Raw genomic sequence first — 20,596 nt, forward strand, 5'->3', positions numbered from 1 at the left:
CGGATGGCGCATTCCAAGACGCCGTACCAGTGGTCCGCCCGGGGCTTCATCGCCCCGGGCGTGATCCTCGTCGCGGTGCTGCTGTACCTGCCGCTGCTGTGGACGGTGTTCCTCAGCTTCACGCAGTACAACGGCCTGGGCGACCCGGACTGGATCGGGTTCGACAACTACGTCGAGATGTTCACCGACGGCGACTTCACCGGCTCCGTGCTGAACACGTTGCTGTGGGTGATCGGCACGCTCATCATCCCGGTCGGCATCGGCCTCGGCGTCGCCCTGCTCACCTGGAACCTCGGCGGCGGGATCTGGCTGCGCCTTCCTTTCCTCATCCCCTACGCCCTCTCCGGCATCGGCGTCGGCGTGGTCTGGTCGTTCATCCTCTCCTCCGGCGGCGCGCTCGACCAGGCCCTCGCGGTGTTCGGCATCACCGATCCGCCGCGCTGGCTGCTGGATGCTCCGCTCAACACGGTCGTCATGATCATCGCCTCCTCCTGGCAGGGCGTCGGCGTGAATGCGCTGCTGTTCACGATCGGCCTGCAGGCGATCCCGAAGGAGCCGCTCGAGGCGGCGCGGATCGACGGCGCCGGCGGCATCCGGCTGTTCGGCAGCATCCTGTGGCCCATGCTGCGACCGCTCACCGCGGTCGTCGTCGGGCTCTCGATCGTCGCCAGCCTGAAGACCTTCGACATCGTCTGGGGCATGACCAAGGGCGGTCCCGGCACCGTCTCCGAGACCCTCGCACTGACCATGTACAAAGAGACCTTCGTCAACAGCGACTACGGCCTCGGCTCGGCGATCGCCGTGTTCCTCTCGGTCGTCACGCTCGTGGCATCCGTGCTCTACCTGCGCCAGCAGCTGTCGCCGAAGAACGAGGTGTGACCATGGGAAAGATCATCCGCACGGTCGTGCTCGTCATCCTCGGCATCCTCTGGCTGCTTCCTGCCTATCTGCTCGTCGTCAACGCGATGAAGGACCCCATGACCTTCACCTCGAAGCTGTCGTGGGTGCCGACCGACTTCCACCTGTTCGAGAACTTCGCCGAGGCCGTCAACCTCTCCGGGCTCGGCAGCAGCGTGCTGAGCACCCTGCTGTACGCCGTGCTCTCCCCGCTCATCGCCGTGCTCGTCGGCGCCGCAGCCGGGTTCGCGATCGTCGCCCTGCGACTCAAGCGGGGCTTCGCGTGGTTCGTACTGATCTTCGGCGGCACCGTGTTCCCGCTGCAGATGATCCTGCTGCCGCTGTTCGACGCCTATTCGCGGGCGGGCGTGTTCGACACCCGGGTCGGCATGGTGATCATCTACACCGCCATCTCGATCCCGTTCTCGGCGTTCGTGATGCGCAACTTCTTCACCGGGGTCGCGCACTCCACGTTCGAAGCTGCTGTGCTCGACGGCGCCACCACCTGGCGCATCTTCACCCGCATGTACCTGCCGATGGCGTCGAGCGCGCTGGTCGCGATCTTCATCCTGCAGGCCACGTTCGTGTGGAACGACCTGCTGCTCGGACTCACCCTGACCCAGAGCGACGACATCCGTCCGATCGTCACCACGCTCTCGAGCATGCAGAGCACCTACGGCGGAGCGCAGATGTCGACCGTGCTCGCCGCAGCCGTACTCGTCTCGCTGCCCACCGTGGTGCTGTTCCTGTGCACGCAAAGGTTCTTCGCCAAGGGACTGGCGCTCGGCCAGTACTGACCGCCCTCGTCATCCGGCTCCGAAAGGCATGATGCTCCCCACCATCCCCACGGTCGACGACCTCGCCGCCGACCCGATCACGCACCACTTCGACGACATGATCGCGCCACCCGGGCTCACCAACATGCTCGGCACCGTGCGCGTCGACCACGATCTCACCGCCGTGTCTGCCGTGCAGTTTCCGCCGGTGTCGCAGGGTCTCACGCAGACCGCTGTGCTCTTCGTCGATGGGCGGCTGTTCGCCTCGCATGGCGTGCCGGTGACGCACGAGTGGCGGCCCGACCGCGTGGTGCGCAGCGCCGAGGTGGACGGACTCGAGATCCGCACGACGACGGTGTGCGTGCCGGGGCGCACGGCGGTGGCGATCGACATCGAGGTGCGAAACACCACGGATGCGGATCGCGAGGTACGGCTGGGCCTGTCGGCCGCCGCCCGGGTCACCCGGTCGGCGGACGCGTGGCTGGATGCCGAGTCGCCGTCGGCGCGCAACAGCGCGGTGGTACGCGGCGAGGCGCTCGTGTTCTCCTCAGCGGATGCTGCGGCGTGGAGTGTGCAGGGCATCCGCGGTGGCGAAGCGGCGCTGAGCGGCGTGGCCGAGCTGCCCGACGCGTTCGACGTGGGCATCGGCGGCAACGGGCGCGGCGGCGAGCTGCGCATCGCGCTCACGGTGCCGGCCGGTGGCGTGGCCCGCGCTGGGTACGTGCAGACGGTCGGCACGTCGGAGGCGAATGCTCTCGCGGCCTACGAAGCCGTCAGTGCCGACGTGCCCGGTGCCGTGACGGCCGCGAAGGAATTCTGGAATCGCCAGCTGCGCGCCGCCTTCGACCCCGACGATGCCGAGTTCTCGGGCGCCCTACCGGTGCTGCAGACGAGCTCCGAGCCGCTGCGCCGGCTGTACTGGTGGGCGGCGCTCGGGCTGATCTGGTTCCGCCGCGACTTCGCCGACAACGTGCTGGGCCGCTCGTACGACACGCTCATGCCGAACTATTGGGGCACCACGACGTTCATCTGGGACTACAGCCTGAGCTCGGTCAGTCATGCGCTGCTCGATCCCGCCGAGATGCGCCGGCAGCTGAAGCACTGGATCTCGCTCGACATCCACTCGCACTTCGGCACCTCGTCGCTCACCGGCGGACCGGTCGGCCGGTGGTACTCAGTGAACGACTACGCCATGACCCGCCTGGTGCACGACTACGTGCGCTTCACCGGTGACGTCGGCTTTCTCGACGAGATCGTCGGCGATGTGTCGGTCGCCGACTCGGTAAGGCAGTGGGCCACCGCCTGGAAGGACCTGCGCCGCGACAGTCCGCTCGCCGACTACGGCGAGATTGACAACCTGCTCGAGTGCGTCAGCTCGTACACGCACGAGGTCGCCGGCCTCAACGCCGCCAACGTGTGGAGCATGCGCACCGCCGCGCGTCTCGCCGAGCTACATGGCGACGACGAGACGGCATCCGCTCTGCGCGGCGATGCCGATGCCCTGCTGCCCGCCGTGATCGAGCGTTACCTGCCCGGCACCGGCGTGTTCGCCACCGGGCAGCCCGACGGCACCCGCCTGCCGGTGCGGCACTGCTACGACTTCAGCGTCGTCGGCACGACCATCGCCGACGACCTCGAGCCGGCCGTGCGCGCCGAGATGGTCGACTTCTTCGTGCGCGAGCTGCAGACCGAGAACTGGATGCGCGCGCTCTCACCGTGGGATGCCGACGCCAGCTACAGCGTGCGGCCCGACCATCAGTGGAACGGCGCCTACCCGGCCTGGCCCGCGGATGCGGGGCGTGCGCTGGCCGCGCTGGGGGCGCCGTCCGTGCTCACGGAATGGATCGAGGGGCTCTCACGCACCGCGAACCAGGGGCCGATGGGCCAGGCGCACTTCGTCGACGAGGCCGTGCCGGGCATCAACGGCGGCGCCCGCAAGGCTCCCCCGCAGCTGCCGTACATCATCGATTGGGCGTGCTCGTCGTCAGGCGCCTGGATCGAGCTCGTGATCGAGGGCCTGTTCGGGGTGTCGGTGGATGCAGACGGCACGGTCACCGCATCCGGTTGCGTCGCCGCGCTCGACCCGGATGCCGCGCTGCGCGGCCTTTCGGTCGGCGCGCACACCTACGACATCGACGCATCGGGCCGGGTGATCGAGGTGTGACGGCATCCGGTCGTCGCCCGGGTTCGACCCGGTCGTTGAGCGAGGAGCGCAGCGACGAGACGAAACGCACCGATACCGCAGAAACCCCTACCAGCAGTTCTCAACACGAAGGAGTGATCGAGATGAACAGAAGAATCCTCGCTGCCGTCGGCCTCGCCGCGGCATCCGTGTGCGCCGGGGGCCTGCTCGCCGCACCGGCGAGCGCGGCCGTGCCGACGTCGCGCACCGACGGGCAGTGCTCACTGGTCGACAAGACGATCACGGCGACGGCATCCGTGAACGAGACCCTCACCGACGACTTCCGCACCTACGCCGAGACCGGCGGCGCGTGGACCGGCGGCGACAGCACCTACTCGCTGCCACTCGGCGGCGGCCGCACCGGCTGGTTCTTCAGCGACACGTTCCTGGGCACCGTGAACCCCGACGGTTCTCGCCCGACCGACTCGCCGTTCGTGAACCAGTCGATAATCGTGCAGACGAGCAAGGGCTTCGAGACGGTGACCGGAGGAACCCCGGATGCCCCCGAGTCGATCGTGCCGCCCGAGGACGACGGCCGGTGGTACTGGATCGGCGACCCAGCCTCGGGGAAGCGCGGCACGGTGCAGGTGCCGCTGCTTCAGTTCACCCGGTTCGGTCCGGGGCAGTGGGATTGGGGGTGGAGCGGCAACCGGCTGGCGACCCTCGACAGCGACACGCTGCAACTCGAGTCGATCATCGACCTGCCCTCGGCGACCGACATCAACTGGGGGTCGTGGACCCTGCAGGAGGGCCGCACGACGTACATCTACGGCATCGCCGACTACGACGGCGTGCGCTCGGCGCACGTCGCCCGCACGACCGACGGCACGGGCCTGGCGGGCGAGTGGACCTTCTGGGACGGCTCGGCCTGGTCGGCCGATGAGTCGGATGCCGTGCCCGTGGCGCCCTACGTGGCCAACGAGTTCAGCGTCTCGCGTTACCGCGACGGGTATCTGATGGTCACGCAGGACACCTCCGAGCTGTTCAGCACCCGCATCGTGGCACGCACCTCGTGCTCGCCGATGGGTCCGTTCACCGAGGGCGTCGAGCTGTACCGCACGCCCGAGACCGGGCTGTTCGGCAGCTACGGCGACGCCGACGTGTTCACGTACAACGCGCATGAGCATCCCGAGATGCGGCAGGGCAACAAGGTGCTGGTGACGTACAACGTGAACACCTTCGACAACGTCGGCGACGTGTACGACGACGCGACGATCTATCGCCCGCGGTTCATCGACGTCGAACTGACGGTGCGCTGAGGGGCGGGGCTGTGGCCGACGATCGCGCACGTCTCGCGTCGTTGCTGGCGTCGGGGGCTCCGGTGACCTGGGTGATGACCGGTGACTCGATCACGCACGGGTTGATCCACACCCGCGGCGCCCGCAGCTATGTCGAGCACCTGCACGAGCTGATCCGGGGCGACCTGGGGCGGGTGCAGGACGTCGTGTTCAACACCGCGATCACCGGCTGGCGGATGCAGCTGATCCTGGAGGACTTCGAGCGTCGGGTCGCCGTCTGGCGACCCGACGTGGTCACCCTGATGATCGGCACGAACGATTGCACGACGGTCTGGCTGGACCCGATCGTCGAGGTCTCGGAGTTCCGGGCCTCGGTGGGCGAATTCGTCTCACGTGTGCGGCAACTCGGCGCGATCCCGGTACTGCAGACCCCGCCGACGATCGACCTGCTGCGCGCGCCGGACCGGGAGCGCATCGGCGAGTTCGTGCAGGCGATCCGGGAGGTGGCGGCGTCGGAGGGCGTCATGCTCGTCGATCAGCACGCGGCCTTCGCGGCGTTCGCCGAAGGGACGGGGCCCGGAAACGAGGGACATCCGTGGGGGCTGCTCGACGATGCCTTCCATCCGAACGCCGACGGGCACGCGGCACTGGCGCTGGAGTTGGCGCGCGGGTTGGGCCTGACTGATGGCGTCGACGCGTCGCGCGTCGTGACGGACCTCGCCGCGCGGGTGGCTGTGGCGCGGCATCCGCTCTGGCCGCCTGTCGCGGAGGACTGAACGCGCGCGGGCCGGCACCTCACCCGTTCCAGTGCCGCAGCTTCTCCGGATTGCACACCACCCACACCGCCGAAATCCGATGCGCCCTCGACTCGGCCGTGACGGCACCGACGACAGCATCCTCACGCTCGAGCACGAAACCGGGAGCGCTGTTGATCGACACCATCGTCACCGACGTCTCGGGCGTCATGAGCGCGAGCAGCGCCACAGACGCCGCATCCGCACCCTCGACGGGCGATGACGTCCCCGGCACGCGGCCACCGCTGTCGATCACCACCACGACGTCGGGCTGCAGCACCGCGCGGATGCCGTCGGCATCCCCTACCGCCATCCCCATCGCCAGCTGCTCGATGAGTTCCCGATCGGACGCACCACGATGTCTCCGGCGCAACCACGCCGGCGGCTTCCTGCGGGTCATGCGATGACCGGCGTCACATGGCCGAGCTTGGGCGGGCTCATCATCCACAGCAGCTGCTCGATGCCGTCGTCCGACGCGGTGACGGTCACGACGGTGGTGATCTCGCCGTTCTCGGTGAGCGCCGCGGCCGGTTGTCCGTTGACCTGCACCCAGTCGATGCTCTTGCCCGTCCAGAAGTGGTGCGCGAAGGCGGCGATGAACTTCGCCACCCGCGTGCGCCCGATCACCGGGATCCGCGCGGCGAGCTTCACCCCGTTGCCGTCGGAGTAGCTGACGACGTCGTCGACGAAGAGCTTCTCGAGCTCCTGCGCATCGCCCTTCTGCGCCGCCACCAGGAACGCCTCCAGCAGGCGGCGCTGATGAGACGGCTCGACGGCCGTGTGCCGGGTCGACGACAGGTGCGCGCGCGCCCGGCTGACCAGCTGCCTGGCGCTCACGACACTGGCCGAGATCACCTCGGCAATGCGCGGATACGGATAGTCGAACGCCTCGCGCAGGATGTATGCGGCGCGCTCGGTCGGCGTCAGCTTCTCGAGCGTCAGCAGGATCGCGAACTGCAGCGCCTCGGCGCGCTCGGCACCGAGGGCCGGATCGTCGTCGGTGTTGATCGGCTCGGGCAGCCACGGGCCGATGTAGGTCTCGCGCTTGGTGTGCGACGACTGCAGCACGTTGATCGAGAGTCGCGTCACGATGGTCGCGAGGAACGCCGCGGGCTCCTGCACCTGGCTGCGATCGGTGTTCTGCCAGCGGATCCACGCGTCCTGCACAATGTCTTCGGCGTCGGCGACCGTGCCGAGCATCCGGTAGGCGATGCCGAACAGGCGCCGTCTCTGCGCGGCGAAGACCTCGACGGCCGCGTCGAGATCGTCGCCAGGGCGATCGTCGTCGCCTGCCTGTGTCACGCTGACACTCTCCACCCGATCACCGTGCGAGAGCAAGCTTGCGCCGTCCTTCCGCGTGCACCCAGTCGTCGAGGCTCGTCGGCGCCAGCCGCATCGGCTCGCGCGGCAGCAGCAGCTCGGAGGCGATGTTGAAGCCGATAGGCTCCACGGCATCGTCGGCCACCACGTAGCGCGGGTCGTGGTCGGTGCGCAGCACGCGATGCACGAACTCGGGCAACAGCATCCGCTCCGGCCCGGCCAGGTCGACCGCGGCGCCGGAGGGCGCGCCCAGGGCCAGCTCCACCAGCGCGTCGGCGACGTCGGATGCGGCCAGCGGCTGCACCGCACGTGCGGGCAGCCGCACGGTGCCGTCAGCGGTGTTCCACGCGGCGATCGTGCGCCCGAAGTCGAAGAACTGCGTGGCGCGCAGGATCGAATGCGCGACCGGCCCCGAGCGGACGAGCTGCTCCTGCACGCCCTTCGCCGCGAAGTAGCCGTCGTCTCCGGCGTGATCCGCGCCGACGATCGACAGCACCACGTGGTGAGCGACACCAGCGCGCTGCTCGGCGTCGAGCAGCCGCTGCGTCGTCTCCTCGAAGAACGCGCGGGCGGCAGGGCCCGAGAGGTCGGGCGCGTTCGTCGCGTCGATCACGGCATCCGCGTACTCGAGAGCCGCATCGAGGCCGCGACCCGTGCGCGCATCCACGCCGTTCGTCGGCGACGCGACCACCACGGCCTGCGCGCGCCGCTCCAGTCTGTCCACGACCATCCGGCCGACCTGGCCGGTACCGCCCAACACGACGATCCGCATCTCGCTCACTCCGTTCCGGACTCGCGCTCCGCGCGACGTGTCCCTCACCAGGTGAGACCGGGCGGCTCCGCGATCTGTGACAGCGGGCTCGGAACTTTCTCGCCCGGCTGTGCTCAGCCCGGGCTCGCCGCCCGGATGCGGCGGCGTTCGTAGGTGAGCGTGGCCGTGAGCAGCGCGAGCCCGACGACGCCGCCGGCGAGCTGTGCCACCCCGGTCGGCACCTCGACGCCGATCGCGAGGACGAGGGCGACCAGTGCCCCGCCGAGCACGGCGTTCACCGCGGCGATCATGCTCGCCATCGTGAAGAGGAACGAGGTGCGCGAGTAGCGGACGCCGAGCTCGCCGGTGCGCGGATCGTCGAGGCCGATCAGCTCGGGTCCCGAGGGATGCAGCGACGCGAAGTACTCGCGGATCCGCTTCATGCGCCGACGCACCGTGATGTTCTCGACACTGTTGTCGACCAGGCGCACGACGGTGAACCAGCCCAGCATGAAGATCGTCGGCAGCACCGTGAACGTCAGGGTCGCGAGCAGCACCGGCGAGCCGCTCGCGAAGCCGAGCGCGACGAGCCCGCTCGACAGGGTCGAGAGGTAGATCGTCGCCCGGGTGCCCGCCTCGCTGATGGTCGCACCGGCGATCGCCTGCAGCACGAACAGCTCGGTGCCCAGCGCGCTGTTCAGCGGCGCGCGATCCGGGGTGTCGGCGCGCTTGCCGTGACCGCGACGCCGGATCATGGCGTCCCCGCACCGTCTCCGGGCGGCTCGGCGACGTCGAGCACGGCTTGCGCGAAGGCGTGCGGCGCCTCGGCCGGAAGGTGGTGCCCCGCGTGCGGCACCTGCCGGTGCTCGCGCGGCCCGGTGAACAGGTGCGCATGCTGCGAGCCGTCGGTCGCGGGAAAGTTGCCGTCGGCCGTTCCGTCGAGCGTGATGGTCGGCACCGGGATCGGCGGTGCGGCGGCCAGCCGGGCCTCGAACTCGTCGAAGCGCGGCGCTCCGGGCGCCAGCCCGAGCCGGTGGCGGTACGAGTGGATCACCACGTCGACGTAGTCGGGGTTGTCGAACGACGCAGCGGTACGGTCGAGCACCGACGGGTCGTACGCCCACTCCGGCGAGTTGCGGCGCCAGATCACCTCGGCGATGTCGCGGCGGTCGGCCGCGAGCCCACGCCGGCCGCGCTCGGTCGCGAAGTACCAGAAGTACCAGAAGCCCGCCTCGAGGTCGGGACGGATCGGATGCTGTGCGGCGGCGATGTCCTGGATGAGATAGCCGTTCACCGAGACCAGCCCCGAGATGCGCTCGGGCCAGAGCGCCGCGACCACGCAGGCCGCGCGCCCGCCCCAGTCGTACCCGGCGAGCACCGGCTCTTCGAGCGCGAGCGCGTCGAGCAGCGCCACCACGTCGACGGCGAGTGCGGCCTGCTGACCGGAGCGCGGCGTGGCGGCATCCAGGAACCGGGTCTGTCCGTGCCCGCGCAGCGCAGGGATGACGACGCGGAACCCGGCGTCGACGAGCAGCGGCGCGACGTCGACGTAGCTGTGCATGTCGTAGGGGAAGCCGTGCAGCAGCACGACGGGCTCGGCGTGCGGGTCGCCGAGATCGACGTACGCGACCGACAACTCGCCCGCGTCGATGCGGCGGAGGGGCGGGAATGGCGACATGCGGATGCTCCGTCAGGATGGTCCGGCGCCCCGCACGGAGGATGCACGTGCGAGGCGCCGGGGGATGATCAGGCCGCGTGCTCCTGGGTTGCCACCCAGGCCCGGCCGGCCTCGGCGATCGCCTGCGCGACCACGTCGGGGTTCGACACCGGCACGGCGTGCGAGGCGCCGGCGATCTCGCGGGTGCCGTGGGATGCGGCGCGCTCGGCACCGGCGCGCAGCACCGCGAGCGGGATGTTGCGGTCCTGGTCGCCGAAGACGTGCCAGGAGGGGATCGTCTTCCACGCCGGCTCGGCGGCGGCCAGACCCTCGGACAGCGCCGCCTGGGTGACCGGTCGCTGGGTCGCCGCCATGATCGCTGCGACGTCCTCATCGACGTCTGCCGCGAACTGGTCGTGGAAGACGTCCTGACGGATCGCGAACTCGTTGCCTCCGGTCGCGACCGGGTAGGCGGCGAGCGCGTCGCCGAGCGTGCTGCCCGGTGCGCTCGTGGACAGCTCGAACGCGCTCTGTCCGGTCTCGGGCACGAACGCCGAGACGTACACGAGTCCGACGACGGCGTCGTTGCCTGCGGCGGCATCCGTGATGACGAGTCCGCCATAGGAGTGCCCGACGAGCACCACCGGGCCGCCGATCGACGCGATGACATCACGCACGTAGGCGGCGTCGCCGGCGAGGCTGCGCAGCGGGTTGGCGACCGCGACGGCCGTAACGTCGTGCTCCTGCAGACGCGCGATGACGCCGTTCCAGGAGGCTGATTCGGCGAAGGCGCCGTGGACGAGCACGATGGTGGGCTTGATGTGAGTCATGATCTTTCTCTCTGTTCGGGGTGGGTGATTCAGGCCTGCGCGAAGGCGGTGCGCAGGGTGTGGACGGCCTGCGCGATCGCGGCCGTGGTCGCGGCGGAGCCGCGCAGCGGGTTGAGCATCATGAAGTCGTGGATGGTCGCGTCGTAGCGCACGAGCGTGGTGCGCACGCCGGCGGCGATGAGCTTGCGGCCGTATGCCTCGCCCTCGTCGCGCAGCACGTCGTTCTCGTCGACCACGAGGAACGTCTCTGGCAGGCCGGCGAGGTCGTCGACCGATGCCTGCAGCGGTGAGACGGTCACGTCGGTGCGCGCGTTCACGTCGGGCATGTAGCTGTCCCAGAACCACGCCATGGCGTCGGCGCGAAGGTGGAAGCCCTCCGCGAATTCGCGGTAGCTGGCCGTGTCCTGCCCGGCATCCGTGACGGGGTAGTACAGCGACTGGTGGATGAACGACACGTCGCCGCGCCGCTTCGCGAGGATCGCGAGCACCGCGGCCATGTTGCCGCCGACGGAGTCGCCGGCCACGGCCATGCGCGACGCGTCGAGTCCCTTGGTGGCGCCGTCGGTCATGACCCAGCGCGCTGTCGCGTACGCCTGCTCGACGGCGACCGGATGCTGCGCCTCGGGCGAGCGGTCGTATTCCACGAACACCACGGCCGCCTCGGCGCCGGTCGCGAGGTCGCGCACCAGGCGGTCGTGCGTGCCGGCGTTGCCGAGCACCCAGCCGCCGCCGTGCACGTACAGGATCACGGGCAGGGTCCCGGTCGCGCCGACCGGCTTGACGATGCGCACCCGCACATCGCCCACAGCGGCGGGCACGGTGATCCATTCCTCGTCCACGGGAGGCTTTTCGATCGGGGCGGCCTGCACCTCGTCGAGCAGAGCGCGCGCCCCGTCGACACCGCGGTCGGCGAGGAACGGCGGGGTGGAGGTGGCGTCGGCGAACGCCTGCGCGTCCGGCTCGAGCACATGTTCGGTCATCGGAGAGTCCTTTCGTCGGAGGGGGCGGGCCCGCCGCGGGCGATCATCGGCGGGCCCATGCCAGAGATGACAGGGCTCTCGCCGCGGCTGTGACGTCGCGGACGGATTTCGTCGAGTTGCCGCGTTCCTGTCACAACCCGCGGACGCTGCCGGTCAATCAGATACACGCGGATGCCCGCGGCATCCCCCGGACGATCAAGGAGCGACATGAGAATCACGGTCATCGGCGGAACCGGACTGATCGGCACCCGCGTCGTGCGGAACCTGCGCAACGCCGGCCATGTCGTCGTCGCCGCCGCGCGCGCGACCGGTGTGAACTCGTACACCGGCGAGGGGCTGGAAGAGGCCCTCGCCGGCGCGGAGGTCGTCGTCGACGTGTCGAACTCGTCGTACACCGACGAGGCGGCGGCGCAGGAGTTCTTCTACACCTCGACCATGAACCTGCTCACCTATGGAGAGCTCGCGGGGGTCGCGCATCACGTCGCCCTCTCGGTCGTCGGCACCGATCGGCTCGCGCGCGCGGAGGGCGGCTACTTCGTCGCCAAGGAGCAGCAGGAGCGCCTGATCACCGCATCCGGTCGCCCCTACACGCTCGTGCACGCGACGCAGTTCTTCGAGTTCCTGCGCAACATCACCGACCACGCGATGCGCGAGCGCGCGGCGCATGTCGCCGACGTGCTCGTGCAGCCGATGGCGGCGGACGACGTCGCGAACGCGGTGGCGGGGGCAGCGCTCGGCGAACCGCGGTTCGGGATGATCGAGTTCGGCGGCCCCGAGGTGTTTCGCCTGGAGGAGATCGCCCAGCTCGACCTGCGCTGGCGCCAGGACGATCGCGACGTCGTCGCCGATCCGCTCGGCACGTACTTCGGCGCACGCCTGTCGAGCCGCGATCTGCTGCCCGAGGCGACCGCGACGATCGCGCCGACGCGCTACCACGACTGGCGCGTGCAGAACACGGCGGTCGCCTGACCGCTGTCACACCCGTGGCCGCCTCTCGGTCACAGCTATCAGACGTCGCCAGCGGCATCACCCTCACAAGAAAGGCTCGACATGGCAAAGATCGTCGTCATCGGAGGCACCGGCCTCATCGGCTCCAAGGTCGTCTCGAAACTGACCGAGCACGGGCATGAGGCCATCGCGGCCTCGCCCAACACGGGCGTGAACACCCTCACCGGTGAAGGCCTCGCCGAGGTGCTCGTCGGCGCGAACACCGTGGTCGACGTGTCGAACTCCCCCTCGTTCGCCCCCGACGACGTGATGGAGTTCTTCACGACCTCGACCCGCAACCTGCTCGCCGCAGAAGCGGAGGCCGGGGTGACCCACCACGTCGCCCTGACCATCGTCGGCACCAACCGTCCGCAGAACATCGCCTACTTCGCGGCCAAGGTCGCACAGGAGAAGCTGATCCGCGAATCGGGCATCGGCTACACGCTCGTGCACGCGACCCAGTTCTTCGAGTTCGTCGGCAGCATCGCCGACATCTCGACCGAGGGCGACACCGTGCGGCTTCCCGGTGCGCTCATCCAGCCCATCGCCGCGGAGGACGTCGCGACCGCCGTCGCCCGCGCCGCGGCCGGCGAGCCGCAGGGAGACACCGAGATCGCCGGCCCGGAGGCGCTCGGCATGGACGAGTTCGCCCGACGCGCGCTCACCTTCCGCAAGGACCCGCGCACCGTCGTGCGCGACGACGACGCCACCTACTACGGGGCGCACATCGAGGAGCACACGCTCATTCCGGTCGACGGCGCGCACATCTTCGAAACGACGCTCGAGGACTGGCTGCCGGCGAACCCGCCGCGCGCGTAGCGGCATCCTTGCGGTTCGCTCGACGACGTTCCCCTTGGCGTCGTCGAGCGGGCCGCCGGGTCGCCCGGGGACCTGGGCACCCTTCAGGCGGAGGCGGGCCGATAGCGGGTCGCGACCGCCCCGGACCCGAACTCCCGCCGATCCACGGCCTCGAGCCGGATGCGCTCGCGCAGGCCGTCCATCAGCCTCGGGCCGTGTCCGGCGAGGATCGGATGCACCACGAAGGTGTACTCGTCGATCAGACCTAGGTCGGCCAGCGCGAGCGGAAGAGTCACGCCGCCGACCGACAGGCCGTCGCCCGGCTGATCTTTGAGACGCTGAACCGCCTCGCCCAGTTCACCCCGCACCAGTTCGGCGTTCCAGTCGACGGCCGTCAGCGTGCTCGAGACGACGTGCTTCGGCGCCCGGTCGATGGCCTCGGCGAACGGGATCTCCCACTCATCCATCCAGTCGGGCCACGACCCCGAGGCGGGGCGCCGCCACGCGGACTCCATCATCTGGTACGTCACCCGGCCGTACAGCAGGGCGTCGGCGCGCTCGATGTCCGCCGTCCAGAAGCGCATCAACTCCTCGTCGGGAGCCACCCCCGCCTCGTGGTGCACGCAGCCGTCGAGAGTGACGTTGATCGCGTACCGCAGTGGTCTCATGCGTCGATCTCCTTCGATGCGAGCGGTGGCGGTCACCGGATGGGACTCACAGTACTGTCGGTGGGCGACGATCGTCAGCCGATCTAGGCTGACCGGATGCTGATGATCGCATCGATCGTGATGCGTGTGGACGATCTGCCTGCGCAGTCCCGTTTCTGGCAAGCCGCTCTGGACTACGTCGAGCGGGACCCCGCGGACGACGACTGGGTGGTGCTGAAACCGCGCCACGCGGACACGCCGTGCATCGCCCTCGATGCCCATCGCTCAGAACGGGTTCTGCCTCCGCGCATCCACCTCGACATCTACGCCGAGGATCAGCAGGCCGAGGTGCGCCGCCTCGCCGAGCTGGGCGCGCGCGAGGTGCACTGGGACAACCTGCCCGTCGACGCGGACTACGTGATCATGGAGGACCCGGAGGGCAACCGCTTCTGCATCGTCGACCGCCCGGACTGGTCGGGCTGGGGGCGAGTGCGGGGCGAGAAGGATTCCCGCTCCGTTACCGAATGAAAGCGGTCAGGGACCGACCACCGGCATCCGCGCCACCGCCGCCCTCACGAGCGCCGCGTTGTCGCCCGCGAGGCTGCCGTCGGGCAGCGTGAGGCCGTCCTCCAGGCCGATCCGCGCGTCCAGCCCCCACTCGATCGCCAGATCGAGCGCCGTCCACGTCGAGCGCTCCTCCCCGTGCAGCAGCACCGGCATGCCCGGCTCCGCGCGGACGACGTGGGCGAGCAGCCCCTCGGCGTGACGACGGACGTTCTCGGCGGGCTCGTCGGGCAGTTCAATCATCGCGCGCAGGCAGTCCGCGCGCACGGGCGAGCGGCGCCACGCTTCCAGCCCGCTGCCGTCCCAGATACCCGCCTCGACGCCGACGCCGCGGCTCTGCAGCAGCGCGGCGACCTCGTCGGCCCCTTCCTCGTGCCAGTTGACCGACGCGAAGTCCGGCAGCTCCGTCCACCCGGCGATCGCCGCCAGCCGACGCTCGACCTCGGGCTCCGCCCAGGCGCCCGTCGTCACGCCGACCGGCACGCCGGGGCACGCGGCCCGAACCGCGCGCAGCCAGCGAGCGACATCGCCGCCGGCGAGGCTGTCCTGCCCCGCGGCATCCTTGGGGTGCACGTGGATCTCGCGCGCGCCCGCCGCGACGGCATCCGCGGCTCCGTCGGCGACGATCGTCGCGTCGGCGCTCAACCGGGGATGCTGCGTCACATCCCTCGCGCCGTTCACGCACACCTGTACCCGGATCGCGCGCCCTTCGGCACTGCGGCCGTCGAAGCCGGCCCTCATCAACCGATCAGGTCGCGCGGGTGGCGGTCGTTGACGTCGTCTGCCGACGGGCCCTCGTCCGTGCGCACCGAGTGCTCCACCTGGCGCGCGACAGCGGCGCCGCGTCCGACCCGCGCCGCTTCCTCCTGAGTGTTGAAGCTGCTGCCCAACGTGTGCGCCTCCCCCTCGATCCGGTTGAACCAGATCCCGTTCCGCTGGAACGTCTCGATGTCGCCTGCGGCCATGGCCGTCACCTCTCTCTTGCCTCTGTTCTACGTCAGGGACCGGGTGGGCGTGCGGGGGTTGACACGCGTCGCGTTCGTTACCCGTTCGTGACCCGGCGAGGTGGTCTGGGGACTCGAAACTGGCTTCGAATGTCGGTGGCCCTCCCGATACTGGAAGCATGACATTCGCATCCGAGATCACCGATCGGGCGGCCGCGCTGGCCGACCTGCTCGGTGCGGATGTGCAGCCGCAGGAGCTCGCGACGCGGGTCTCGACGCTGAGCGACGCCGAGGCGGTCTCGGTGGCCGAGGCGTCGGCCGCGCTCATGCGCTGCGCCGAGCTCGCGCAGGTCGCGGCGGTCGGGGTGATCGCGACGCGCTCGGCACGGGATGCGGGGCAGTCCGGCCTCGCGCAGTCCCGCGGGCACCGCACCGCGGTCTCGCTGGTGCAGGAGCTCACGGGCACCGCGAAGGCGGATGCCGCACGCAAGATGCGCGTCGGCGAATCGCTGCTGGGAGCGCACGAGCCGACGGTCGCCCCGGATGCTGCCGCGACTGCCGAGACCGCCGGCGACGAAAAGGCGCAGCCGTGGGATGCTCCGCTCGGCGCCGCCCTGTTCGCGCAGGCCATCACTGCGGCGCAGCACGATGCCATCCGTCAGGGGCTCGGTGAGCCCCCTGCTCCCGAGGGAGCGGATGCCGACCAGACGGCTGTCGCGCGCGACGCCTGGTTCCTCGCGGCCGAGCAGCTGATCGCCGAGGCGTCAACGCAGTCGCTGGAGGAACTGCGGCACACCGCGCGGGCGATCCGCGACCAGCTGGACCCCGACGGCGCGTACCGTCGGTTCCTCGAGCGGTACGAGCGCCGCAGCTTCCGGCTCTGGACCGACGCCGACGGCAACCGGCGCGGGTCGTTCCTCTTCGACGATGAGGGAGGGATGCTCGCGCAGACCGTGCTCGACAGCGCCCTTCGCCCGCGCCGCGGCGGACCGCGCTTTGTCGACTCCGCCGAGCGCGAGCGGGCCGCGGAACTGAGCGCCGATGATCGCAGCAACGACCAGCTGGCCTATGACCTGTTCCGCGACGTGCTGCGCGCCGGTGCGCTGGCCGACGCCGAGACCGTCTTCGGTACGCGACAGGCAGGGGTGCGGCTCGTGAAGGTGGTCGATGAGACCGGCACGCCCTCGCCTACCGCCCACTCCGAAGACGGCCTGACGAGCCTGCCCGCCGCGGTCGCCGACCAGCACATCTGCGACAGCGGCTACGTGCCGGTCACGGTCGACGGATGCGGCAACCCGCTCGACGTCGGGCGGGAGCACCGCCTGTTCACACCTCGACAGCGCGTCGCCCTGGCCATCCGCGACGGCGGATGCATGTGGCCGAGCTGCGACCGCCCCGCGTCATACTGCGAAGCGCACCACATCGACCACTGGGCCGACCACGAGGGCCGCACCGACATCGACCGCGGCGTCCTGCTCTGCCGGTTCCATCATATGAATCTCCACCACCACGGCTGGCGGCTGACGCGACGCGGTAAAGAGGAGTTCGTCCTGCATCCGCCCGGCACGAGACCCGGCGAGGGGCCGATCAGGCTGCGGCCGCGACTGGCACTCACCTACGCGTGGGGGGGAATCGACCCGCCGCCGCGAAGATTCCGCCCGGCCGGCTGAGCCGCGGGCCGGGGACCGCGGCGAACCGCGGGGTGCGTCGACAATCTCGGGCTGCGTTGGCTCAGAGCGCGGATGAGAGTGCGCGCCGTTGCGGTTGCGAACACGCAAGACGCGCAACGGGACCGAGTCGCTCGCGCGAGCGGTGAGCCACCCCCGGCCTCGGCGACAGAGGCCCGAACACGCGGATGCCCGCGGCGCTGTTCTGCGCTGCGGGCATCCGAACGTTGTGTCAGCCGGCTGCAGGCCGGTACGGCGAGTACAGGGCCAGGTCGCCCAGAGTGTCGAACTCTGTCGCGGGGTCGGTGAGGATCGAGATGAGCGGGCGGCTGTGCTGCAGGGCCGGCCCGCTCGTGGATGGCAGGTACTCGAACACTTGCCGACCCGTGCGAGCGGGCACGCTCAGCGGAATGTCGAAGTAGCGCGCGATGAACTGGCCGGACTCGGCCGCCCTCTCACCGTTGTACGTGACTCCATTGGAGGTGAACAGTCGAACCGAGGGCAGGGGGAAGCCCCACACGCCGGTGCGGATGGCGCCGGTGTCGCTGTACGGGGTCTCGGTGGTGTTCCCGATGAAGAACCCCGGGCTTCCGGCGGGGTTGCCCTGCCCGCCGGGCGTCACCGCGTACCAGAGCAGCTGGTACGGCGACGCCACCGTGACCGGGCCCGCCGGGGTGATGCTCGCGGACGAGTCGACAGCCACGGTGAGCGGCCGCTGCTCGGCGGCCTCAGGGAAGGGTCCGTCCCACGTCAGGTCGAGGACGATCGACTGGCCCGCGGCGATCGACGCGGCCGGGATGGTCCACACGGTGGTGCCGTCGGCGGTCGTCGGAGTCGCCCCCGGCACCGAGAACGGGGCGACCGTCGCCCACGCCGGAGTGCTGAGCGTGATCGGACCGGAGTATTCGGCCGTGCCCGTGTTCGTCAGGCGAACCGAAACCGCACCGTAGGGCGCGTACACATCGGCGATCGGCGTCACCTCATAGGTGAGAGCGGCAGTCGCGGTCGAAGCCGCGGCGAGCGGGGTGGCGATGGCGACAGCGACCGCGGGGACGGACCAGGCCGCACCCTTGACGATCGTCCGGCGGCTGACCCCTTTCGCGGCGGCGTGGGCGTTCTCGGGCAATGAAGTGGTCACGCTAGTTCCCTCCTTGGCCACTGCAGTGGCAAGCGACAGTCGTGCGCAACGACATCCGCCAGATGGCTGGCAACGGCACGGCGGACTCATCCTAAGGACGCCCTGGCTGACCCCTGAGGCGTGCGCGGAAAATCACCCCGATCTTCACCCCATCCGCGGTCGCACCACAGCAAGCCGGTTAGTGCTCCGCGCCGCCGAAGCGCTCTGCCGACGCCACCTGCTGCGCCACCCGTCGCAGAGCGAGCAGCAGCGGCTCGACCAGCACCGATCCCAGCACGACGTAGCGCACGGCCGCCTCGGCTGACTCGGAGGGGACGCCGGCGATCTCGGCATCCGCGATCTTCCGAGCACTGTCGAGGTACACCGGCATCACGTCGTCCGAGACGGCGAACCCGGCGCGCTCCAATCCGGCCAGCGCCCGGGCGACGTCGCCGAGCACCGCCGGATCGCACATCCCGGGCCGCCACCCGAGCCCCGCCACGAGGCGCTCGGCATCCGCGAGATCCAGGCCTTCGTCGAGGGGCGGCGTCACCGCGGCGTGCGCGGCGCCGAGCAGATCATGCGCGTTCGCTGGTGCCGCATCGAGCGCCTCCAGAACCCGGCGCGTCTCTGCGATGCTCACCCTGGCATCCAGCAGCGCACGAATCACCCGAAGTCGTTCCACGTGCCGCTCACCGTACGTCGCCTGCGTCGGCGCGGTGCGCTCGCCCTCCGGGAGCAGACCCTCGCGCAGGTAGTACTTGATCGTCGGCACGGTCACACCCGTCTGCGCCGACAGCTCGGAAATCCTCATAGCCACCTCTTGACATCGATAGTATCGCTATCCAATATGGATAGTGGAACTATCGAATAGGAGAAGACCATGACACGAGTCGTCCCCGGACGCATGACCCACCGCCACGACGGCGAACTCGTCGTCTTCCACATCGGCATGCAGATCAACCGCTGGTGGCGCCCCGACCTGTGGCTGCCGGTCTTCGGCGCCATGCCCCGGATGCTGCGCGAGCTCTCCCGCGACGACGATTCAGGCCTGCTCGGCTACGAACTGCTTCTGGGCGGCGGAGGCCCGTACGTCGTGCAGTACTGGTCGTCGATCGAGAAGCTGTACGCCTATGCCGCGAACCCGACGCAGGAGCACCGGCCCGCCTGGACCCGGTTCAACCGGATGGCGCGAAAGGCGCCAGGGGCCGTCGGAATCTGGCACGAGACCTTCCTCGTCGAGCGTGCCGAGAGCGTCTACGTCTCGACGAAGCCGATGGGGCTGCCCAAGGCGACCGAGCTCGTCGAGGTCGGGCGCCGGCATGACGGCGCCAGGCAGCGGTTCGCCGACGGTCGCACCCGGGCGAGCGAAGCGGTCGACGCACCCGTCAGGCAGTGAGGGTCGAACTGCGATCCTCCCCGGCCGGCGCGTCCTCCTGCGGCGCTCCGTTCCCTCCGCGTTCGACAATCGCACGCACGACCGTGCCTGCGACGGCGATGGCCAGAGCGACCGCCGTCGGCATCCAGATCTCGCGAAGCGCCATCGGGAACACATCAGCGGCGGCAGCCGCCATCTCTCCCACGTCGCCCTGCAGCACCCGCATTCCGAGCCCGTATTGGATCGCGGTGAACAGCGCCGGCACGATCCACAGGGCCAGCAGTGAGACCAGCCACACGGCGAGCCGCCTCGCCGGTCGCACTCCGCACCAGATGAGCGCGGCTCCGACGATGACCGCCGGAAGCCAAGACACGATGCTCGACAGGAACATCGGCGGCGTGACCTCGCTCGTGAACGCGACGACACCGCGCGCGAACCAGCTTGCGAACGGAACCGCGGAGAGCGCGACTCCGAGCGCCGCCGTACCGGGCGAGAGGCGAGACGTCATCCACAGCGCCAGCTGTGCCAGCAGCATCGCGACGACGGCGCCGGCCAGCATCCCTGCGAAGTAGAGCCCGGCGCGCGAGTCGCCCCCACCGGCGAGCCCGAGGCCGTCGGCGAGCACACCGAAGCTCTGGATCGCCGCGACGAGATGCACGGCCGCGAGGCCCAGCACCGCAGGCCACACGGCGAGCGCGCGACGGCGCCGAGCGAACCGCAGCCCGATGCCGGCGAAAGTCCCGCCGAGCAGCACGAGGGAGAACAGAACCGTGGCGTAATACTGGCTCAACGGCAGCAGGACGAACGGCATGTCCTCCGGCATCGTCGCGCTGCTCCAGAGGTTCTGCAGGGGCAGCCGGCCACCGCCCATCAGCCACGGCAGGAGTCCCAGGGCGCCGCCGCCGACTCCGATCGCGAAGGATGTCAGGCGGTGCGCCATCACGGGAGCGGGAGAAGGGTCGGTCATGAGCACACGGTGCCACAGTTCGACTCGCAGACGCGGATCGGCTCGCGCGCGGCGGATGCGCACGCCTGCGAACGAACCGTGCCGCGGGCGCGGCCGCACGGA

General features: G+C 70.0%; 23 protein-coding genes. 10 read left to right on the top strand and 13 right to left on the bottom strand.

What is annotated here, in order from left to right; all coding sequences use genetic code 11:
* Window positions 1-3: 3 nt before the first annotated feature.
* From RIN43_RS15135 to RIN43_RS15155, 5 genes are all read left to right on the top strand, one after another.
* Window positions 4-879, top strand: coding sequence for a sugar ABC transporter permease (locus tag RIN43_RS15135; RefSeq protein WP_309129755.1), 876 nt, complete (start codon window positions 4-6; stop codon window positions 877-879).
* A gap of 2 nt (window positions 880-881) precedes the next feature.
* Window positions 882-1,694 carry a carbohydrate ABC transporter permease gene (locus tag RIN43_RS15140; RefSeq protein WP_309129756.1) on the top strand — a complete coding sequence of 271 codons (813 nt, stop codon included), beginning with the start codon at window positions 882-884 and terminating at the stop codon, window positions 1,692-1,694.
* Window positions 1,695-1,725: 31 nt separating this feature from the next.
* The gene (locus RIN43_RS15145; RefSeq protein WP_309129757.1) at window positions 1,726-3,837 is read left to right on the top strand and encodes a hypothetical protein; all 2,112 of its coding nucleotides are present in this window, start codon (window positions 1,726-1,728) and stop codon (window positions 3,835-3,837) included.
* A gap of 122 nt (window positions 3,838-3,959) precedes the next feature.
* Window positions 3,960-5,114 carry a DUF4185 domain-containing protein gene (locus RIN43_RS15150; RefSeq protein WP_309129758.1) on the top strand — a complete coding sequence of 385 codons (1,155 nt, stop codon included), beginning with the start codon at window positions 3,960-3,962 and terminating at the stop codon, window positions 5,112-5,114.
* An 11-nt stretch (window positions 5,115-5,125) separates the two neighbouring features.
* Window positions 5,126-5,869 (top strand): SGNH/GDSL hydrolase family protein, encoded by a 744-nt coding sequence (locus RIN43_RS15155; protein ID WP_309129759.1) that lies wholly within the window; start codon window positions 5,126-5,128, stop codon window positions 5,867-5,869.
* Between the two features lie 19 nt (window positions 5,870-5,888).
* Here the strand turns inward: RIN43_RS15155 and RIN43_RS15160 are convergent, their stop codons facing one another.
* The 7 genes from RIN43_RS15160 to RIN43_RS15190 form a co-directional block, all read right to left on the bottom strand.
* Window positions 5,889-6,287, bottom strand: a complete 399-nt coding sequence (locus RIN43_RS15160) for a hypothetical protein (protein WP_309129760.1) — start codon at window positions 6,285-6,287, stop codon at window positions 5,889-5,891.
* Window positions 6,284-7,189: an RNA polymerase sigma-70 factor gene (locus RIN43_RS15165; protein ID WP_309129761.1), complete on the bottom strand. Its 906-nt coding sequence runs from the start codon at window positions 7,187-7,189 to the stop codon at window positions 6,284-6,286. Before RIN43_RS15165 ends, RIN43_RS15160 begins: the two co-directional genes overlap by 4 nt.
* A 19-nt stretch (window positions 7,190-7,208) precedes the next feature.
* On the bottom strand, window positions 7,209-7,979 hold the full coding sequence (locus RIN43_RS15170; protein ID WP_309129762.1) for an NAD(P)H-binding protein: 771 nt from the start codon (window positions 7,977-7,979) through the stop codon (window positions 7,209-7,211).
* A 113-nt stretch (window positions 7,980-8,092) separates the two neighbouring features.
* Window positions 8,093-8,713: a hypothetical protein gene (locus tag RIN43_RS15175; RefSeq protein ID WP_309129763.1), complete on the bottom strand. Its 621-nt coding sequence runs from the start codon at window positions 8,711-8,713 to the stop codon at window positions 8,093-8,095.
* Entirely contained in the window at window positions 8,710-9,636 is a 927-nt protein-coding gene (locus RIN43_RS15180; RefSeq protein ID WP_309129764.1) for an alpha/beta hydrolase, read from the bottom strand. The genes RIN43_RS15175 and RIN43_RS15180 overlap by 4 nt, the downstream gene beginning before the upstream one ends.
* 68 nt (window positions 9,637-9,704) lie before the next feature.
* Window positions 9,705-10,445, bottom strand: a complete 741-nt coding sequence (locus tag RIN43_RS15185; protein ID WP_309129765.1) for an alpha/beta hydrolase — start codon at window positions 10,443-10,445, stop codon at window positions 9,705-9,707.
* Window positions 10,446-10,474: 29 nt separating this feature from the next.
* Window positions 10,475-11,425 (bottom strand): alpha/beta hydrolase, encoded by a 951-nt coding sequence (locus tag RIN43_RS15190; protein ID WP_309129766.1) that lies wholly within the window; start codon window positions 11,423-11,425, stop codon window positions 10,475-10,477.
* Between the two features lie 207 nt (window positions 11,426-11,632).
* On the opposite strand from RIN43_RS15190, the gene RIN43_RS15195 reads away from it, so the two are divergent.
* Window positions 11,633-12,394: an NmrA family NAD(P)-binding protein gene (locus RIN43_RS15195; protein WP_309129767.1), complete on the top strand. Its 762-nt coding sequence runs from the start codon at window positions 11,633-11,635 to the stop codon at window positions 12,392-12,394.
* Between the two features lie 81 nt (window positions 12,395-12,475).
* The gene (locus RIN43_RS15200; RefSeq protein ID WP_309129768.1) at window positions 12,476-13,231 is read left to right on the top strand and encodes an SDR family oxidoreductase; all 756 of its coding nucleotides are present in this window, start codon (window positions 12,476-12,478) and stop codon (window positions 13,229-13,231) included.
* Between the two features lie 83 nt (window positions 13,232-13,314).
* On the opposite strand, the gene RIN43_RS15205 is transcribed toward RIN43_RS15200, so the two are convergent.
* Window positions 13,315-13,878: a dihydrofolate reductase family protein gene (locus tag RIN43_RS15205; RefSeq protein ID WP_309129769.1), complete on the bottom strand. Its 564-nt coding sequence runs from the start codon at window positions 13,876-13,878 to the stop codon at window positions 13,315-13,317.
* 96 nt (window positions 13,879-13,974) lie between these two features.
* Between RIN43_RS15205 and RIN43_RS15210 the strand changes: the two genes are divergently transcribed.
* Window positions 13,975-14,385 carry a VOC family protein gene (locus RIN43_RS15210; RefSeq protein WP_309129770.1) on the top strand — a complete coding sequence of 137 codons (411 nt, stop codon included), beginning with the start codon at window positions 13,975-13,977 and terminating at the stop codon, window positions 14,383-14,385.
* Window positions 14,386-14,391: 6 nt separating this feature from the next.
* Here the strand turns inward: RIN43_RS15210 and RIN43_RS15215 are convergent, their stop codons facing one another.
* The gene (locus tag RIN43_RS15215; protein WP_309129771.1) at window positions 14,392-15,162 is read right to left on the bottom strand and encodes a 3-keto-5-aminohexanoate cleavage protein; all 771 of its coding nucleotides are present in this window, start codon (window positions 15,160-15,162) and stop codon (window positions 14,392-14,394) included.
* Complete coding sequence (locus RIN43_RS15220; protein WP_309129772.1) at window positions 15,162-15,386, bottom strand: hypothetical protein; 225 nt, start codon at window positions 15,384-15,386, stop codon at window positions 15,162-15,164. The genes RIN43_RS15215 and RIN43_RS15220 overlap by 1 nt, the downstream gene beginning before the upstream one ends.
* A gap of 158 nt (window positions 15,387-15,544) precedes the next feature.
* Between RIN43_RS15220 and RIN43_RS15225 the strand changes: the two genes are divergently transcribed.
* Window positions 15,545-17,035, top strand: a complete 1,491-nt coding sequence (locus tag RIN43_RS15225; RefSeq protein WP_309129773.1) for an HNH endonuclease — start codon at window positions 15,545-15,547, stop codon at window positions 17,033-17,035.
* Window positions 17,036-17,264: 229 nt separating this feature from the next.
* Here the strand turns inward: RIN43_RS15225 and RIN43_RS15230 are convergent, their stop codons facing one another.
* On the bottom strand, window positions 17,265-18,170 hold the full coding sequence (locus RIN43_RS15230) for a hypothetical protein (RefSeq protein WP_309129774.1): 906 nt from the start codon (window positions 18,168-18,170) through the stop codon (window positions 17,265-17,267).
* 178 nt (window positions 18,171-18,348) lie between these two features.
* Complete coding sequence (locus tag RIN43_RS15235) at window positions 18,349-18,963, bottom strand: MerR family transcriptional regulator (protein WP_309129775.1); 615 nt, start codon at window positions 18,961-18,963, stop codon at window positions 18,349-18,351.
* A 69-nt stretch (window positions 18,964-19,032) separates the two neighbouring features.
* Between RIN43_RS15235 and RIN43_RS15240 the strand changes: the two genes are divergently transcribed.
* Window positions 19,033-19,548, top strand: a complete 516-nt coding sequence (locus RIN43_RS15240) for a DUF4188 domain-containing protein (protein WP_309129776.1) — start codon at window positions 19,033-19,035, stop codon at window positions 19,546-19,548.
* On the opposite strand, the gene RIN43_RS15245 is transcribed toward RIN43_RS15240, so the two are convergent.
* On the bottom strand, window positions 19,538-20,494 hold the full coding sequence (locus RIN43_RS15245; protein ID WP_309129777.1) for a hypothetical protein: 957 nt from the start codon (window positions 20,492-20,494) through the stop codon (window positions 19,538-19,540). The genes RIN43_RS15240 and RIN43_RS15245 overlap by 11 nt on opposite strands.
* Between the last annotated feature and the right edge of the window lie 102 nt (window positions 20,495-20,596).

The sequence above is a fragment of the Microbacterium sp. genome (assembly GCF_031178445.1).
Classification (GTDB): Bacteria; Actinomycetota; Actinomycetes; order Actinomycetales; family Microbacteriaceae; genus Microbacterium.